Annotated in this window: 14 protein-coding genes; 7 read left to right on the forward strand and 7 right to left on the reverse strand. The window is 41.4% G+C overall.

Annotation, left to right across the window (positions count from 1 at the left end; genetic code table 11):
- Positions 1-11: 11 nt before the first annotated feature.
- Positions 12-761: a 23S rRNA (guanosine(2251)-2'-O)-methyltransferase RlmB gene (gene rlmB, locus F612_RS0105545; RefSeq protein ID WP_019556764.1), complete on the reverse strand. Its 750-nt coding sequence runs from the start codon at positions 759-761 to the stop codon at positions 12-14.
- The gene (gene rnr / locus F612_RS0105550; protein ID WP_019556765.1) at positions 758-3,103 is read right to left on the reverse strand and encodes a ribonuclease R; all 2,346 of its coding nucleotides are present in this window, start codon (positions 3,101-3,103) and stop codon (positions 758-760) included. The genes rlmB and rnr overlap by 4 nt, the downstream gene beginning before the upstream one ends.
- A gap of 678 nt (positions 3,104-3,781) precedes the next feature.
- On the opposite strand from rnr, the gene F612_RS12250 reads away from it, so the two are divergent.
- Positions 3,782-5,176: an MltF family protein gene (locus tag F612_RS12250; RefSeq protein ID WP_019556766.1), complete on the forward strand. Its 1,395-nt coding sequence runs from the start codon at positions 3,782-3,784 to the stop codon at positions 5,174-5,176.
- Between the two features lie 149 nt (positions 5,177-5,325).
- Here F612_RS12250 and thiI read toward each other — a convergent pair whose 3' ends face one another.
- Positions 5,326-6,765 carry a tRNA uracil 4-sulfurtransferase ThiI gene (gene thiI, locus F612_RS0105560; protein WP_019556767.1) on the reverse strand — a complete coding sequence of 480 codons (1,440 nt, stop codon included), beginning with the start codon at positions 6,763-6,765 and terminating at the stop codon, positions 5,326-5,328.
- Between the two features lie 585 nt (positions 6,766-7,350).
- Here thiI and F612_RS0105565 point away from each other — a divergent pair.
- The 4 genes from F612_RS0105565 to panD all read left to right on the forward strand — a co-directional run bounded on the left by F612_RS0105565 (position 7,351) and on the right by panD (position 12,635).
- Positions 7,351-8,325, forward strand: coding sequence for a class 1 fructose-bisphosphatase (locus tag F612_RS0105565; RefSeq protein ID WP_019556768.1), 975 nt, complete (start codon positions 7,351-7,353; stop codon positions 8,323-8,325).
- A gap of 84 nt (positions 8,326-8,409) precedes the next feature.
- Positions 8,410-8,940 (forward strand): inorganic diphosphatase, encoded by a 531-nt coding sequence (gene ppa / locus F612_RS0105570; protein ID WP_019556769.1) that lies wholly within the window; start codon positions 8,410-8,412, stop codon positions 8,938-8,940.
- 194 nt (positions 8,941-9,134) lie between these two features.
- Positions 9,135-11,924 carry a phosphoenolpyruvate carboxylase gene (ppc, locus tag F612_RS0105575; protein WP_019556770.1) on the forward strand — a complete coding sequence of 930 codons (2,790 nt, stop codon included), beginning with the start codon at positions 9,135-9,137 and terminating at the stop codon, positions 11,922-11,924.
- Between the two features lie 321 nt (positions 11,925-12,245).
- Positions 12,246-12,635 (forward strand): aspartate 1-decarboxylase, encoded by a 390-nt coding sequence (gene panD, locus F612_RS0105580; protein ID WP_019556771.1) that lies wholly within the window; start codon positions 12,246-12,248, stop codon positions 12,633-12,635.
- A 171-nt stretch (positions 12,636-12,806) separates the two neighbouring features.
- Here panD and panC read toward each other — a convergent pair whose 3' ends face one another.
- The 4 genes from panC to pcnB form a co-directional block, all read right to left on the reverse strand.
- Entirely contained in the window at positions 12,807-13,655 is an 849-nt protein-coding gene (gene panC / locus F612_RS0105585; RefSeq protein ID WP_019556772.1) for a pantoate--beta-alanine ligase, read from the reverse strand.
- 6 nt (positions 13,656-13,661) lie between these two features.
- Positions 13,662-14,453: a 3-methyl-2-oxobutanoate hydroxymethyltransferase gene (gene panB / locus F612_RS0105590; RefSeq protein WP_019556773.1), complete on the reverse strand. Its 792-nt coding sequence runs from the start codon at positions 14,451-14,453 to the stop codon at positions 13,662-13,664.
- A gap of 73 nt (positions 14,454-14,526) precedes the next feature.
- On the reverse strand, positions 14,527-15,006 hold the full coding sequence (folK, locus tag F612_RS0105595) for a 2-amino-4-hydroxy-6-hydroxymethyldihydropteridine diphosphokinase (RefSeq protein ID WP_019556774.1): 480 nt from the start codon (positions 15,004-15,006) through the stop codon (positions 14,527-14,529).
- 18 nt (positions 15,007-15,024) lie between these two features.
- A complete protein-coding gene (gene pcnB, locus F612_RS0105600; protein ID WP_019556775.1) occupies positions 15,025-16,467 on the reverse strand; it encodes a polynucleotide adenylyltransferase PcnB in 1,443 nt (480 codons plus the stop codon).
- A 251-nt stretch (positions 16,468-16,718) separates the two neighbouring features.
- On the opposite strand from pcnB, the gene F612_RS12920 reads away from it, so the two are divergent.
- Both F612_RS12920 and trpS read left to right on the forward strand, forming a co-directional pair.
- Positions 16,719-17,174, forward strand: a complete 456-nt coding sequence (locus F612_RS12920; protein ID WP_211209473.1) for a methyltransferase family protein — start codon at positions 16,719-16,721, stop codon at positions 17,172-17,174.
- A 121-nt stretch (positions 17,175-17,295) separates the two neighbouring features.
- Positions 17,296-18,306: a tryptophan--tRNA ligase gene (gene trpS / locus F612_RS0105610; protein WP_019556777.1), complete on the forward strand. Its 1,011-nt coding sequence runs from the start codon at positions 17,296-17,298 to the stop codon at positions 18,304-18,306.
- Positions 18,307-18,358 lie beyond the last annotated feature (52 nt).

Below are 18,358 nucleotides of genomic sequence, written 5' to 3' on the forward strand. Positions count from 1 at the left end.
CCACTGATTACTTATTTTATAATTTTACTGGCTATATGACGCTGTCGATAAGCTTCATAAACAGTTACGCCAGTGGCTACCGATACATTCAAGCTTTCTACAACACCCACCATTGGAATCGCTGCGAGGTAATCACAAGACTCTTTAGTTAAACGTCTTAAGCCTGTGCCTTCTGTGCCCATCACGATCCCAATCGAGCCCGTAAAATCTTGATCATAAATGGTCTGCTCTGTATCACCATCTAAACCAACCATCCATACACCGGCTTGCTGCATCTCTTTAATGGTGCGCGTTAAATTGGACACGACGATCAATTTAACATTGTCTGCCGCACCTGAGGCGACTTTACGCACCGTTGGATTCATGCCCACTGAGTTATGTTTAGGAATAATAACGGCATCGACACCAACAGCATCTGCTGTACGCAAAACCGCACCTAAATTATGCGGATCTTGCACTTCATCTAAAAAGATAAACAACGGATTAGTGGTCTTCTCAATCAACGCAACCAAGTCTGCTTCATTTAAATCAGGCTGCTTTGCAACTAACGCCATGACTCCCTGATGATTGCCATCAATCTTATTGAAAGCCGATTTAGTCACGTACTCAGGTGACAGACCTAAACTAATGGCATAATCATATAAAGATTGCTGACGATTATTCAAACGGCCTTTAATGAAAGACAAGGTATAAACCAATTGTGGAGCTTGCTTTACAAACTTTTCGACTGCATGTAGTCCGTAAATGACTTCTTGTTTCACGATGATTCTTGCCCTTTTGCAGCGGGCTTTTTACCTTTACGGTAATAACGCTTTTTGCGCGGACGCTTCTGCTCATCTCCTGCTTCAATTGAAGCATCGTTTTCATCAATACTTGAATCGTCTTGTGTTGCCTCATCGGCATTCAGCTCGGTAGAACCACCAGAGATAAAACGTAAATCCACTTTACGATCGTCTAACTTAACCTGCGCAACCTGAACACGGATGCGATCACCTAAACGATACACTTTACCAGTACGCTCACCTTTTAGACAATGGCGTGCATTATCATAATGGAAGTAATCTTCACCCAACTCAGTAATATGGACTAAGCCTTCAACGTATAACGGCTCTAATTCCACAAACAGACCAAAGTTCGTAGCGGCTGTCACAACAGCATCATATTCTTCACCCAAACGGTGAGATAAGAACTCACATTTCAGGAAAGTAACCGCATCACGTGTAGCTTCATCCGCTCTTCTTTCAGTATCCGAACAGTGCTGGCCCAACTCAGCCATTTTCGCCTCATCATATGCAAAGCCTTCAGCACCCGTTTTCTTCCACGCATGCTGAATTGCACGATGAACCAATAGATCAGGATAACGACGAATAGGTGAAGTAAAGTGCGTGTAGTGCTCGTAGTTCAGACCAAAGTGACCCTTGTTATCAGGATGATAGACAGCTTGATTCATGCTTCTTAACATGACCGTCTGTACTAAATGCTCATGTGGCTCACCAGCAACCTTCGCCATGACCGCAGCATAATCATGTGCTGTTGGCTCATCGCCACCTTCAAGTGTCAAACTAAAATCGCCTAAGAAGGTTCTTACATTCTTTAAACGTTCTTCCAGTGGCTTTTCATGAACACGATACACAATTGGAATCTTGTGCCACTTCAGGTAACGCGCGGTTGCCACGTTTGCCATCAACATACACTCTTCAATCAGCTTATGCGCATCATTACGAGTCACCGGAACGATCTCTTTAATCTTACGATCATCATCAAAGACGATACGCGTTTCAGTCGTATTAAATTCTAAAGCGCCACGCTCTTCACGCGCTTTTTGTAGAACCTGGTAAAGTTCATACAAATCTTCTAAGTTCGTTAACTGATCAGAGAATTCTTCGCGATACTCGCTCTTTTTATTCGTCAAGATATCGTTAACTTGGTTATACGTTAAACGCGCTTTAGAGTTCATAACCGCTTCATAATACTGACTACGTTCTAGCTTACCGTCCTCGGTGATTGCTAAATCCGCTACCATACAGAGACGATCAACATGTGGGTTTAATGAGCACAAACCATCGGACAATTTAGAAGGCAACATCGGTACAACACGCTGAGGGAAGTAAACCGAGTTACCGCGCTTAATCGCCTCTTTATCGAGCTCTGTGCCTGGCTTCACATAATGCGAAACATCCGCAATCGCAACTACTAAACGCCAACCATTCTTACGACGTTTGGCAAATACCGCATCATCGAAGTCTTTAGTATCTGCACCATCAATTGTCACTAACTGCATAGAACGAAGATCTTTACGACCTTCCATTTCCGCTTCGGTGACTTCATCCGGAATCTCAGCTAACTCTGCGAGCAACTCCTCAGACCACTCATTTGGAATACCGTAGGCATGAATCGCAGATTCAATTTCCATACCGGCGGCCATATAGTCTCCGACCACTTCAATAATCTTACCAATCGGCCCTGAACGAGTCGTAGGTTGATGCAAAATCTCAACTAATACGACCTGTTCTTCATCCGCCTCCAACAAACCATCTTTAGGAATAAAGATGTCTTGTGTTAAACGATTGTTGTTTGGACGGACCCACGACAGGCCGTTCTCATGATTCAGACGCCCTAAAACCTGCTGAGTATTGTGTTCGACAATTTCAACAACAGCGCCTTCTTTACGACCACGTCTATCCTCACCCACGACCGATGCGATAATAATGTCACCGTGCAGGACTTTTTGCATCTCTTTTTCAGATAAGAAAAGGTCCTTGCCAGCTTCTTCAGGGACAAGAAATCCATAACCATCTGGATGCCCTAAAACACGTCCTTTAATGAGATCCATTTTTTCAAGCAATCCAAAAGCGCCGCGGCGGTTACGGATCAATTGACCATCGCGAACCATTGCTTTAAGGCGTCGTGACATAGCTTCGTAACGTTCTTCATCGTCTTCATCAACCTCTAGCGCTTTGGCTACTTGATAAAGTCTTAGAGGCTTTTGTGCTTCTTCTAGCGCCTCAATTATAAATTCACGACTTGGGATTGGATTATCATATTTGTCAGCTTCACGCTGAGCATGTGGGTCTTGTTGACCGGGTGCGTTTTCTGTAGTCACTCTATTCCATCTAACATTGAAAACGCCCTCTTCATTTATCACTCATCTCTATTCCATAGGGTGATAATTAGGGCGTTATATTAAAAACAGCGCATATTATAACAAATAGTTCGCGGACTTAGGGTATTACTGTCAACTCTAGAGAAATCCCCCTCTCTTTTTACGAATACAACGCCTTAAACCGCTGATTTAATGGTCGACCAAATCGTCTTATCTTTGATATTTTTCAAGAACAGTACTTTTATTGAGTAAACATTGGCATATCACTCTTAACGTTTTTGCATCCATTACCTCATTGTAAATTTTCTTATTTTATTCATTCAGGCCCTAACGGTTTAAAGGCGCCACTCTAGCTTTTCAGTTGAGATAATCAAAAAGAAGAATGTGGATTTGAGCATCAATAAATCGAAGTTAGATAACATGCAACACATACGTTAAAATAGGTATACGCAAAAACACACAGTTAACTATATTGCTTCTAGCCCTAAATATTTTGTATTTTATTCAGCTCTAAACTCATCTAAAATAGAAGGCCTCTGAATCCATAATGGATATGTTTTGCGCCCTATTAATTACCTTAAAGCACTCTCAATAACGCTCCTCTTTGTTAGCTTTGCTTTAACTACATCCCAAGCCAAAACAGAGGCCTTCGAGAGTTCGAATTTGATTCAGAACTCCATGAAAGGAAGAATAAATGATGTTTTTATTGGTGACTTGGCTGAAATTCGAAAGCGCAGAATATTAAGAGTACTTGTCAGTTACAACCGAACCAACTTTTTTCACACTATTAAAGGCCAACGCGGCCTAGAAAATGATTTAGTTCAAGCTTATATCAAATACTTGAATCGAGGACCTCGTAAAGAGCGCTACCAAACTCATGCGGTCTTTCTGGCCCGGCCTTTTAATAAATTATTCTCAGAACTTAAAGCAGGAAAAGGCGACATTATTGCCTCAGGCTTGACCATCACTCCAGAGCGACAAGCCGCCGTCGACTTTACGATACCCTATATCAGAAACATACAGGAAATTTTAGTCTCAAATAAGCATCTAGCGACCGTTCAGCGACTAGAAGACCTCTCTGAAAAACAAATTATCGTAGTCGCTAACAGTAGCTATGTCATCCATCTTGAACAAGCGAACCAAGCCCTCGGACTACTAGGCTTACCGGGCATTGAAATTATTCAGGCCGACCCAGCTCTAGAAGCCGAAGATCTGCTTGAGATGGTTAATGCAGGCCTATTCGAATACACGGTTGTCGACAATCATATTGCAGAAATTTACCAACGAAAATTTTCAGACTTAAAAGTCTATGAAGATTTTATCTTTTATTTTGGCGGGAAAATAGCCTGGGCGATCAACCACAACCAACCAAAGCTTAAACGTTCTTTAAACGACTTTCTTTATAAAAATGCTATTCCAGGTCGATTATTGGGCAATATTATTTACAAAAAATACTTTAAAAATGCTTTTTGGATCGAAAAACCACTCTCTTTAACAGCACTAAATACCACTCCATGCTTGCAATATTATTTTGAGAAGTACGCTGAATTCTATGATTTTGATTGGTTTTTAATTGCCTCTCAAGCGTATCAGGAATCGAGATTTAAACAGAATATTAAAAGTCCCGCTGGCGCTTACGGCATTATGCAAATAAAATATTCCACGGCGAGTTCAAAGGCTGTCAATATTCCAAATATAAAAAATTTAGAAGATAATATTCATGCAGGCGTTAAGTATCTTGCCTTTATCAGAGACTTCTATTTTTCAACACCAGACTACACCCCTGAAGATCGGATTAATTTCTCTTTAGCGGCTTACAATGCTGGCCCAGGACGTATTCGCAGACTGCAAAGAGATGCCCTAGCCCGCGGACTTGATCCGTATAAATGGTTTTATAATGTTGAAATATTGGCCCGCCAATTTATTGGCCATGAAACCGTTAATTATGTCACCAAAATTCAGAAAACCATGATCGGAGTACGATCATCATTTGAACTTTCTAAAAACAAACGACGAATTAAAAATGAGCATTTTGATACTCTTGAAGAGTATGGATTATATGAAAGAAACTGAAGAAACTGAAAGTTTGAAAGAACAACCACAAGTGCCAATGCACCACGATCATTAATACAACGCACACCCCTAACGAAAACCATATCGCTATAACTCACTTAGGGGTCTAAAAAAGATGGGATAAAATTTTCTGATTCGTAAAAAGCTTTTTAAGGGCGATATACTCGTATATTTTTAAAACCCGCATCAATTAAGTACTGGGCATGCAACTGACTCATAACCCCCTTATCACAATACAACACATAATCTCCTGACGGATCTAAATCCTTAAAATAACGATTCAACTCATAAAATGGAACGGCTAAAACACCTGCAACCTCCAAAGCAGACGCTGCGACCTCATCTTCACGACGAATATCAATAACGATCATTCCTGGCTTAAGTAATTTAACGACCTCAACGGCTTCTGTTTGATTTACATCATCAATAATGGAATCGACAGGAATGGATTTAGCTTGCTCAAGCGCAGCATCCAGCACCGTATAATCGAAACGAGCCGCCTCTTTCTCTATCCTTTTAAAAGAGCCATTAATCACGGGGTTTTGGGAAATAACACCACAGTATTCAGGCATATTTTCAGCGAAATGGCGCGTTCCAATTTGGTTTGCAATCGAAATAATTTCAGGTTTATTCATTGTGGCCAAAGGGCGTAAAACCAACTTAGTGGTGGCTTGATCAATCACAGCCAAGTTACGCAAAGTCTGACTACTCACTTGCGCGACACTCTCTCCTGTCACGATGGCATCAATTCCCATTTCATCTGCGATCTTTTCTGAAGCCATTAACATTAAACGTTTCAGAGTGATTCCCATATAGCTCTCATGGGTTGAGCGAAAAATTTCAGCAACGACATCCTCGAAAGGGACGGTTATAAATTTAACCCTATGCGAAGCACCAAACTGCCCCCATAAGTATAAAGCAACCTGTTTCACCCCAATTTCATGTGCAGCACCGCCTAACTTAAAAAATATAAAATGGGTTTTAAGGCCGCGTTTCATTGTCAAATAACTAGCAACAGTCGAATCAAATCCACCTGACATCAAAGAAAGCAACTCGCCTTGTGTCCCCATCGGAAAACCACCCAAGCCTACTTTACGTTGAGTAATCACATTTAATGTTTTTTGATGCAGTTCAAATTCAATCTTAACGTCAGGATGATGTAAATCCACACCTGTCGGGTTGCCATGCTCATAAAGGTAACTACCGACAAAACGTTCCATCTCAAAAGAAGATGTTTCATGTGTCCCTGTTCGCTTAGCTCTCACTACAAACGTTTTACCCTCAATGCTCGATAAAGCATGCTCAGCCACCTTTTGAGCGATGAGCGGCAACTCTTCACCCGTCTCGTATTGAACGACTTCCAAAAACTGCTCAACACCAGGCGTTTGACTGAGTATTTTTCTAACGGCATCATTAAAAGCATCATCGGCTTGCACCTCAATCTTATCCCAAAAGCGTTTTACAACGATTTGTGTATCAATGCGGTGCAGTAAAGTGCGTAAATTATCATTAAGCTGGCTAATCATCTTCTTTTTAACCGGCGCGCCTTTAATCATAATCTCGGGAAATAACTTAACGATAAATCTCATTCAATACTCTTTTCACTAATTTGTTTATATAATTAGAGTTCACTCTTGAACTCATTTAAAATTTACCCCTTAATCATCGCCGGGGCGGTAGGTATCTTAACGATTTTTCATTCGAGATATCCTGACCTCAATAACGTCATATCACAGGTAAAGATACTGTTACAATCTTTCATTCCACAAACCTCACCAAAACTAGAAAATTCCGTGACAAGACTTGATTCGATATATTAGATCTCATCTGGTATGCCATCTCTCACGACGGCTTGAAATCTAGTTACAAATACTTCTCGAACAAGACGCTTAAATCTAGATACCCGAAAAACCAACTCACCCTGTTCTATTAATGACTTACGTCACCCATTAATTAAGAGCGACTTTCGACCTTCAATAAGTCAAAAGTAAGAGTATTGTACACGGCTTCCTGATTGCTTAAAACCATCCTCTCAGGACAAGAAACCAGACTTATTAAATACGCGTGAACAATCGTTCTAAAAATATTTGAATTGATAAAAACGCTTAGAGCATGTTAAAATTCGTAAATCCGTTTAACATTTATTTAAATTTAATACAGCAGAGAGACTCTCGATGAAAAGATTAGATCAAGTATTAGCAAGTGATGGTACATCAGCAGAATTAGAGCTTGTTATCAAAGACGTTATGGTTGCATGTAAGGATATTGCATACAAGCTAAGCCAAGGTGAACTAGCCGGTATCTTAGGCGCGACTGAAGATGAAAACATCCAGGGTGAAACTCAGAAGATGTTGGACGTTATCTCTAACGATCTTTTAAAAGATATCCTTTGTGCTAACCCGTTTGTTAAAGGTGTTGGTTCAGAAGAAGAAGATTTCACTATTGCAGGTCATGCTGATGGTAAGTTCCTAGTGACCTTCGATCCATTAGACGGTTCTTCAAATATCGACGTTAACCTTTCTGTTGGTACTATCTTCTCTATCTTAGAAGCCCCTGCTGACAACCGTACTGGCGACGATCAAGAAGTTTTCCTACAAGAAGGTCGTAAGCAAGTTGCTGCAGGTTACGTTCTTTACGGGCCATCTTCTTTATTAGTCATGACAACAGGTAAAGGCGTTAACTTATTTACCCTAGACACGAACATCGGTGAGTTCGTATTAACGAAGCCAATGTTGCAAATTCCGGAAGATACGGCTGAATTCGCTATCAACATGTCTAACCAACGTTTCTGGGAGCCGGAAATGAAGCAGTATATTGATGACTGCCTAAAAGGTGAAGAAGGTTGTTTAGGCAAGCGTTATAATATGCGCTGGGTCGCTTCTATGGTCGCTGAAGTTCACCGTATCCTTATTCGTGGTGGTATATTCATGTACCCGTATGACAGCCGTGACCCATCAAAAGCGGGTAAGCTTCGCCTAATGTACGAAGGTAACCCTATGTCTATGATCGTTGAACAAGCCGGTGGCGCTTCTTCTACAGGTCGTATGGATATTATGGACGTTGAACCTAAAGGTATTCACGACCGTGTTCCAGTCGTACTTGGATCTAAAAATGAAGTTGCTAAAGTTATTGCTTACCACACAAAGTAAGACCTCAGCCACATTGAGTTAAAAAGCACCCGCTATTGCGGGTGTTTTGCTTTTAAACAAATATTACTGAAAAAGGAATTAACCATGGGTTATTCTGCTGTTCCAGCGGGTAAAGACTTACCAAACGACATCAATGTTATCATTGAAATTTCTGCATTTGCCGCGCCAATTAAATATGAGGTCGATAAAGAGACTGACTTAGTATGGGTAGATCGCCTTCAAGGTGCGACTATGTCCTACCCTGCTAACTACGGTTACATTAATGACACCCTGTCTGATGATGGTGATCCGGTAGATGTTTTAGTTGTCACCCCTCACCCTTTAATGGTTGGTTCGGTTATTCGCTGTCGTCCAATCGGCATCTTTAAGATGACTGATGACGGTGGAGAAGATGCGAAGGTAATTGCCGTTCCTGTTGATAAATTAACCCCTATCTATTCTAAAATAAAAAAAGTTGAAGATATTCCACTCCTGAAAGAGCAAGTAGAGCACTTTTTCAGCCATTACAAAGATATTGAGCCCGGTAAATGGGTTAAAGTGGAAGGCTGGGGAGATATTGATGATGCACGCCAAGAAATTGTAAATGGTGCCAAAGCTTATCAAGAAACTAAATAAACGACTTGAACCTAAACTAAGCACTCACTAAGCACTAACAGAAATATACATTTTCTTTTAAGCCCCTTCTAGGGGCTTTTTGACATCCCAATACCACCCCTCCTTAAAGCCCTCCATAGATTCCACATTTCACAATCAATTAGAATTTCCTGGTATAATGCGCTACTAATTTTCAGATGATTCAGAGAGTAAAGATGGCTACAGAAATTCGTGATAAGCAACTAAGAGCGCGCGTTAAGTTACTTGGTAATGTTCTTGGAAAAGTAATTGAGTCTCAAGAAGGCTCCGCCACTTATAATGCTGTAGAGAAACTACGTAAGGGCTACTTAAAGCTTCAAAAAGAAGAGAATCCTGCACTTCAAGCTGAGCTAACTGATTTTATCGAAGCACAATCGGCCGAAGAACTGTCGCCGATCATCCGAGCTTTCAACCTTTACTTCAGCCTAGTCAACCTTGCTGAAGAAGAGCACCAATACCATGAGAGACAAGGTCAGTTAAAATCAGACGGTCCTTTATGGACAGGCTCTGTTCTTAACACTATTGGCGAATTTAAAGAGCAAGGCATGGATGCACAGCAGGTACAAACCCTGTTAAATAAACTGCACTACATTCCAGTTTTCACCGCCCATCCGACAGAATCAAAACGTCGTTCAGTCATGGATAATTTAAGAAGAATATTCTTAGATATTAGTGCGTTGAATGAAGCCGACACTTACAACAACGAATATGTGAAAGAATCAATCTATCAACAACTGGAATCTCAAGTACAAGTCCTTTGGCAAACCGATGAAGTTCGTCGTAAAAAGCCGACGGTTGAAGATGAAATTAGAAACGGTATCTACTATTTCCGTAAATCTTTATTTGATGCCGTCCCTGAAGTTTATCGTTATATGGAACGAGCACTTGCCAAGCATTACCCGGGTGACAAAATTGAAACGCCTGATTTTCTAACCTTTGGCTCTTGGATTGGTGGCGATCGTGATGGCAATCCATTCGTTACTCACGACACGACGGTTCATGCACTTTTGCTTCAATCGCGTGCGGTCATTTATGAATATCAAAAGCGTGTTTTTGATTTAAGCTCAAAACTAACACACTCTCGTTTTATCAGCGATATTTCCCAAGATGTCATCAACCGCTCAACCATTGTTGATACGGATTTAATCGATCAAGTCTTTAGAAAACGTCCTGAACGATTCAAGGATGAACCTTACCGCCGTTTACTCTATTTGATGCATGGAAAACTACAAAAGAATCTTAATTATTTAGAAGGCCGTATCAATGGCGAGCATAGTGTTAAGAGTCGCTTTGCCTATGAATGTGAAACAGACTTCTTGGAAGACCTTGAACTGATCTACGATTCACTTTGTGGGCATGGTGATGAAAATGTTGCGAAAGCAGAGCTGCAAGATTTAATTCGTCTCGTTAAAACCTTTGGTTTCTACTTAATGCGATTAGATATCCGTCAGGAATCAAACGTGCATTCTGATGCCGTTTCAGATCTACTTTCTCACCTGGGCGTTGACTACAATAGCCTAGGCGAAAAAGAGAAACTTGATTTATTGGCAAGCCACGTTGCTTCAGCCACCATTATTGATATCCAGCACCTTGATCTACATGATATGACGAAAGAAGTGCTCGCCGTTTTTAAAGTCGTGCGTGAAATGCGCAAAGAGATCAGCGCAAAAGCCTTTAACAATTACGTCATCTCGATGACACATGAAGCAAGTCACATCATGGAAGTATTGTTCCTTGCTCATCAAACTGGCCTTGCAGGCTTTAATGCTGGCAAACCTTACTGTGAAATTCAGATAGCGCCTTTATTTGAAACCATTGAAGATTTAGAGCATATCGTCCCAGTCACTCAAGCATTATTTGAAAACGCGACCTATAAAGCCCTATTGCAAGCATCCGGCAATCAGCAAGAAATCATGTTAGGTTATTCCGATTCCGCTAAGGATGGAGGCAACTTGTCTTCCGCTTGGAGTCTTTATCAAGCCCAGCAACAAATTATGGCTTTAGCAGACACACATCAAGTTGACTGTCGTTTGTTCCATGGTCGAGGTGGAACAGTTGGCCGTGGTGGTGGACCGACTCACTTCGCTATCTTGTCGCAGCCAACGGGCACGGTGCGTGGATCTATCAAATTTACAGAGCAAGGTGAAGTGCTATCTTATAAATACAGCAACTCAGAAACCGCAATGTATGAACTGTCACTCGGGGTTACTGGACTCATGAAAGCCAGTACAAGTTTAGTTAAAGCCCATGATAAAGATAAACCTGCCTACCTATCCACTATGCAAACTTTAGCCAAAGACGGTGAAGCTTGTTTCAGAGAATTAACTGACGACACCAAAGGATTCTTCAATTTCTTTTATGAAGCGACCCCTGTCACTGAAATTGGCTTATTAAATATAGGTTCACGTCCATCGCACCGTAAAAAAGGCAACCTGTCCAAATCTTCCATCCGCGCCATACCATGGGTTTTCGGCTGGGCTCAAGCACGTTTAACCTTCCCAGCATGGCAAGGAACTGGATACGCCCTTGATAAATGGATAAAACAGCATGGCGATGCAGAATTAATCGAAATGTACAAAAACTGGCCATTCTTTAGATCTTTAATGAATAATATCCAGATGGCTTTATTCAAAACTGATTTAAAAATTGGGGCTCAATACAGTCTATTAGGTCAAGATCAAAAGATTGCGCAGACTGTGTATAAACTAATTTCTGATGAACATAGCCGTTCTGTACAGCGCATTTTAGAAATCAGTGGCAACCCAAGCTTAATGGCTGATACCCCGGTCATCGCACTATCGTTAAAACGTCGTAATCCCTACCTGGTACCTTTGAACAATATTCAAATTGCACTTTTGAGACGTTACAAATCGGATAAAGTGTCGGATGAAGAGAAAGAGATTTGGCTACCTGAGCTGTTAAATAGTATCAATGCTATTGCCGCAGGCATGCGCAATACTGGTTAAAAAAGCCATTATGCCAGTACACATCTAAACCCGCTTCTTAGCGGGTTTTTTATACCCTAACCACCCCATTTATTCAAGCTCTTCCGCCCAAAGACGACCTAGCCTGATCGCGTTAAGAGTTTAAAATAACTACACACAACTCTTTAATTTTTGGGTAGAATTTAAAGAAGAATATGTAGAGAACTCTTCTTCACATTAGATATTTTGCAAAATAACAGTATAATACGCAGCTAACTTAGAACTTCGTAGTTGACGAGTGGCCACAACAGCCTGTTCAACATTGTAATGGTAATTCCGTTCAGACGAACCCAAGAGAATATTATGCAAGTTACGTTATTAAAATCAAAACTACACCGTGTAACCACGACCCATGCTGAACTGGATTATGAAGGTTCCTGCGCGATCGACGGTCACCTTCTCGATATTGCGGGTATCCGCGAATATGAACAGATTCAAATTTATAACATTACCAATGGTGAGCGCTTTACGACCTATGCGATTCGTGCAGAAGATAACAGTGGGATTATTTCAGTAAATGGCGCGGCGGCACACAAAGCCAAGCCTCAAGACTTGCTAATTATTGCAACTTTTGCATCCATGAACGAAGCTGAAGCTGATGTGTTTAAACCAAAACTTGTTTATTTTGACACCAAAAATCGTATTACACATACTTGTAACACCATCCCGACACAAATGAAAGAGGCCAGTTAACAACCTCTTCATGATGCGTTAATGCGGAACATGACATTAACGCAACACCCGCTTAGCCTTCCTTAATATTTAAATTTTTCTGACAAAAACGATCGTCCACTTTTGTCCATCCCGACTTCTTTATATCCCACTACGGGGACTGAGTTAAAGTTGCTCTAAGTTCAGATACGCTTAATTTAGCAAAATATTATCTAATAATCGGGTACGTCCTAAGGATGCGACCGCTAAAATAATAAATTTTGATTGGTTCGAAGTCGAATCTAATAAGGTTTGCGGATCACATATTTGTAGGTAATCGACGGCATCAAATCCCTCTAATAAAAGACGCTGAGTGGCGACTTTCGTTAAAGCTTTAAAATCTCGGTTGCCCGACCTTAAGGCTGCGGCAATATCTAATAATGCCGCATTTAATTTTGGCGCGACAGCGTGTTGTTCTGCACTCAGATATTGATTACGAGAGCTCAATGCTAAACCCTTTTCCGTTCTGGAAATAGGTGCCATCACAATAGAGACAGGGATTGCCAGCTCATCAACCATTGTCTGGATAACTCGTAGCTGCTGATAGTCTTTTTGACCAAAGACGGCCAAGTCAGGTTGAACCATATTAAACAGCTTCATCACCACAGTAGAAACCCCATCAAAGTGACCTGGGCGGCGTTCACCCTCAAGTAAGCTTGTAAGACGATGTGGAACGGATACGACGGTTTGTAAAATTCCAAACGGATACATTTGCTCAACCGATGGAACAAAAATGGCATCGGTATTGATGGAACTTAATTGTTGCTGATCGGTTTGAAAGGTACGTGGATAACGGTCAAAATCTTCACCAGGACCGAACTGTGTAGGATTCACAAAAATGCTGACTACGACCTTATCACACTGCGCTTGCAATAAAGATACTAAACTTAAATGCCCTGCATGCAGATTTCCCATCGTGGGTACAAGACCAACCTTGAGACCCTGCATTTTCCAGATTGAAACTTGCTCTCTTAACTCAGAGGTACTTTCAAAAATATGCATGTTAAATCACCCAACTTCGTGACAAGGCGCAGGGAAATGCCCTGACTTAACGTCTGCAACATAACTTTGCAGAGCACTTTGTATTGAGTCTGACTGCGCCAAAAAGTTTTTAGAAAACTTTGGAGCCTTACCGACCGTCACCCCTAAAATATCATGCAAAACTAACACCTGCCCGCTGGTGCCAGAACCAGAACCGATACCGATAACCGGAATAGAAAGCTTATGAGTAATCTTTTTTGCCAACGATGAAGGCACACACTCTAATACCAACATTTCAGCGCCTGCGGCTTGTAAGGCTAAAGCATCTGCCAATAGAACTGCCGCGGAAGCTTCATCACGTCCTTGCACCTTGTATCCATGCTTCTCCACAGATTGAGGCAATAAGCCAAGATGGCCACACACAGGAATACCCAGCTGTGACAAAGCCGAAACCATCGGCAGGATACGTTGCCCACCCTCCAGCTTGACCATATTTGCGCCCCCTTCTTTCATCAGGCGAGCAGCAGTCTCTAAGCCTTTATCAAGTGTGGAATCCGACATAAAAGGCATATCAGCAATACACCAGGCCTGGTCATTGCCTCTTTGCACCATTTTCGTGTGATAAACCATATCGTCTACAGTCACCCGTAATGTTGTCGTATGCCCCTGTACCACCATACCTAATGAATCACCCACCAAAATCATATCGACTCCTGCCTGGCCAATCCAATAAGCATATGCGGCATCATAGGCGGTTAAACAGGTGATGATATCACCGGCTTGTACCATTTTTTTTATTTGAGAGAGCGATTTACGCATGGAAAACTACCTAATAAAGAGCTGATAATAAGCTGTAGGGATAAAAATTGCTGGGTGCATTGGCATCTTAGAGCTAATCTAAGGGCTTAAGGTAAGATGTTTCTAAGTTTGAAATCAACGTTTCAACACAACCTAAACCAGGAATAGTCTGGCCGGGTGATATTTCAGCCAAAGGAATCAAGACAAAATCTCGCAAAGCGATCTCGGCATGCGGAATGGTTAAATCGGCTGTTCTAATAATCTCATCGGCATACAAAAGAATATCTAAATCAATCAAGCGTTCACCCCAATGGCGTTTTTTTATTCGCCCCTGCTCAATTTCTATTTTTTGTAAAGCAGACAGCAGCGCTTGAGGTGATAATTGAGTTTCAACATGACAAACGGCATTAATAAAATCCGGTTGATCATTAGGCCCTAAGGGTTTTGAGCCATAAAACTGAGAACAACCCACTAAGGTTGTGTCTGGCAAGGCTTCTATCTGAGCGACTGCACTTTGTAATTGGAAAAATGGATTTTCAAGATTACTTCCCAAACCGAGGTAGACACTGGCCATGTTAAGTCCGTTTGCTTATTATTCATTTGTTTGAGAACGATTCGTCTGGCTACGTTTGCGGTAGAAGTTACGATTCTTGCGAGGTTTTTTTGAACGTTCAGGCCTTTCAACGGCATTCGCAAAAGCAACCTGCTCCACTGCGTCTTTCTCTTGATACAACGTCCACCAATCAAAAACTTCTTGCAACTCAGTTTCGCCTGCTGCAACACGAATTCCCATAAAATCATACGCGGCTCTAAAACGTGGATGCTCTCTTAATTTCTGCGCACGATCACCTTGACGATTTGGCAAGCGATATTGATAACTCCAAATCTCTCTAATTTGCGCCGTAAAACGTTTTGGTATAGCTGTACATTTAATCTGTTGTTCAATAACATCATTCGCAGCCGCGAACAGTGCATCTTGGTGATGCATACCGGAGTCTAAATGTTCGTTCTTACGTTGTAACATCGGCTCCCAAAGAAGGGCTGCAAACAAGAATGATGGGTTCACCGTTTTACCTTGACGAATACGACTATCCGTACTCTTAAGGGCTTCGATAACTAACATTCTGGGAAAGCCATCTTGCTCTTCACTTAATATTTGATCCGTCAATGGAAACAGATGCTCAAACATATGATAATGGCGAAGCTTTTCAAAAACCTGAACCGCAACACCACTATGGAAGAGTTTTAGGACCTCTTCAAACATTCTGGCATGTGAGACATCTCGTAACAATGATGCCATTTTAACCATCGGTGCTTCAGTATACTTTTCAATTTTAAAACCCAGTTTCGCGGCAAAACGAACCGCTCGAATCATTCTGACAGGATCTTCGCGATAACGGGTTTCAGGATCGCCAATTAAACGCATCTGTCCGGCATCAATATCATCCAAACCACCGGTATAATCAACAATCGTAAAATCTTTAATATTATAGTAGAGTGCATTGACGGTAAAATCTCGGCGCCAAGCATCTTCTTCCATCGTGCCATAAACATTATCACGCACTAAACGTCCTGCGTCGTCCACTTCACGAGCGGCTCCGGAAAACTTTCCATTACGTCCAAATCTGTCCTTTCGTTCAGTACTGCCCTGGCCTTCGCCTTGTCCACGGAACGTTGCAACTTCAATCACCAATCGTCCAAAACGGACATGTGCCAATCTAAAGCGACGACCAATTAACTGACAACGTTGTTTAAAAACCTGCTTAACTTCATCTGGCTCCGCGTCCGTCACAATATCGAAATCTTTTGGTTCAAGGCCGAGCAATAGATCGCGAACACAACCACCGACCAAATGTGCATCATGGCCAGAACGTTTAAAACCATATAAAACATCCAAGGCGGCTTTGTCTAAATCGCTTCTTGAAATATTGTGTTCATCACGGGTTAATATTAATGGCTCATCACCATAAACAGGTACGGTAGGCTTTTTAGGAGGGATGAAATAAGAGGTGATTTTACGAATAATTCGTCGCATAGAGTATGTTCAGTTTTTTTATCATGAATTAACCTACCATTTTAGCGATTTTTGCTCAGAGTTCAACGCATTACCCAAGTTTTACACCGATTGTTGGTTACTCACAACAATAAGACTCAAAGAGTAGCCTGATTACTTCACAAAACGTAGTTGAGTTTCGTTAAAATGAAAATCGTAGGATGCACTCAAACAATCCATCCCAACATGAAAAACCTAATACCCTCTTTTATTCATTAGACAGGTTAATGATTTTGTCTCAAAATACTCAGTTTAAACATCCGTTACTCTCGTATACCTTGGTAACCCTACAATTCTCTTTAATGGCAGGGTTAATATGGGTGCTGCCATGGAACATTGCTTGGCAAGCTCTGCCACTTCAACTGTTGGCCATTGCTATAGGACTTTGGGCTCTGAAAACCATGCATATTGGCAATTTTAACATTGTGCCTGACCCTCAACAGCGGATGAAACTTGTAACAACAGGTCCTTATCAATATGTCCGCCATCCAATGTATTTATCGATCCTATTGCTTTTCTTTCCATGGGTTTTGCTTCACGCAAGTATTATTAGCCTATTTGCTTTAGGATCACTGATATTAACCCTGCTGTTCAAGCTGCATTATGAGGAACGTTTATTAGTCGAATGTTTAGCAGACTATTCACTTTATCAAAACAAAACCAAAAAACTCATTCCATTTATCTACTAACCCCTCTGAATGGTTTAGGCCAACTTATTTTCATCTCTCGCTTAAAACGCTTCTCTCTAGTTATTCCTAGCAGAAAGTGCGAAAATAGCGACCATCTTAAATACATCTAAAAGAATTCAATATGAGTAAATTAAAACCTACGTTATTCAGTGGCATCCAACCATCTGGCGACCTTATGCTGGGCAACTACATCGGTTCAATCAAAAACTGGGTGACTATGCAGGATGACTACAACTGCCTTTTCTCTTTGGTTAATATGCACGCCATCACGGTTGAGCAAGATCCAAAGGAGTTAATGAAACGTAGTCTAGATTTTGTCGCACTTTATTTAGCCGCAGGTATTGACCCAAATAAGAGCACTGTTTTCATTCAATCGCATGTGCCTGAGCATTCAGAACTGGCGTGGATCTTAAATTGTTCAACCTATATGGGTGAACTGAACCGCATGACCCAGTTTAAAGACAAGTCTCAAAAGCATTCGCAAAACATCAATGTGGGCTTGTATGACTACCCGGTACTCATGGCAGCAGACATTCTGCTTTATCAGACCGAGATGGTGCCAGTTGGCGCAGATCAAAAACAACATTTAGAGCTGACTCGTGATTTAGCGACCCGTTATAACAACCGTTTTGAAAAAGAACTCTTTAAAATTCCAGAGCCATTTATTGCACCTGCCACTTCGGGCGGTCGCATTATGAGCTTACAGGACCCTCTTTCTAAGATGTCCAAATCCGATGAAAATAAAGGCAACTTTATCGGCTTATTAGATGATCCAAAAACCATTCTAAAAAAATTCAAGAAGGCGACCACTGATTCAGGGTCTGAGATTCATTACGATCTAGAAAATAAACCAGGCGTATCTAACTTATTGACGATTTATTCGGTGATCAGCGGTTTACCGATTGATGAAGTCGTTAAACACTTTGAAGGCAAGATGTATGGTCACCTTAAGGTTGAGCTAGGTGAACTGGTGGTGGATTACCTATCACCGATGCAAACGCGCTATTATGAAATTCGTCAGGATGAAACTGCGCTAAAAGCCATTCTAAAACAAGGTGCCGAGACCGCACGTCAACAAGCTCAGAAAACCTTAAAATCAGTCCATGAAAGCATTGGATTCGTACTACCATAGTCGATTAACCTGCCTGCTTTGAACTTAGTTAGCCACTGCCTTGAGGATTAAA

Source organism: Thiomicrorhabdus arctica DSM 13458, assembly GCF_000381085.1.
Taxonomy (GTDB): Bacteria; Pseudomonadota; Gammaproteobacteria; order Thiomicrospirales; family Thiomicrospiraceae; genus Thiomicrorhabdus; species Thiomicrorhabdus arctica.

Coding starts and splice junctions, on each gene's coding strand:
- F612_RS12250 (WP_019556766.1), top strand. CDS start 3,782: ATGAAAGGAAGAATAAATGATGTTTTTATTGGTGACTTGGCTGAAATT.
- thiI (WP_019556767.1), bottom strand. CDS start 6,765: ATGAGATTTATCGTTAAGTTATTTCCCGAGATTATGATTAAAGGCGCG.
- F612_RS0105565 (WP_019556768.1), top strand. CDS start 7,351: ATGAAAAGATTAGATCAAGTATTAGCAAGTGATGGTACATCAGCAGAA.
- ppa (WP_019556769.1), top strand. CDS start 8,410: ATGGGTTATTCTGCTGTTCCAGCGGGTAAAGACTTACCAAACGACATC.
- ppc (WP_019556770.1), top strand. CDS start 9,135: ATGGCTACAGAAATTCGTGATAAGCAACTAAGAGCGCGCGTTAAGTTA.
- panD (WP_019556771.1), top strand. CDS start 12,246: ATGCAAGTTACGTTATTAAAATCAAAACTACACCGTGTAACCACGACC.
- panC (WP_019556772.1), bottom strand. CDS start 13,655: ATGCATATTTTTGAAAGTACCTCTGAGTTAAGAGAGCAAGTTTCAATC.
- panB (WP_019556773.1), bottom strand. CDS start 14,453: ATGCGTAAATCGCTCTCTCAAATAAAAAAAATGGTACAAGCCGGTGAT.
- folK (WP_019556774.1), bottom strand. CDS start 15,006: ATGGCCAGTGTCTACCTCGGTTTGGGAAGTAATCTTGAAAATCCATTT.
- pcnB (WP_019556775.1), bottom strand. CDS start 16,467: ATGCGACGAATTATTCGTAAAATCACCTCTTATTTCATCCCTCCTAAA.
- trpS (WP_019556777.1), top strand. CDS start 17,296: ATGAGTAAATTAAAACCTACGTTATTCAGTGGCATCCAACCATCTGGC.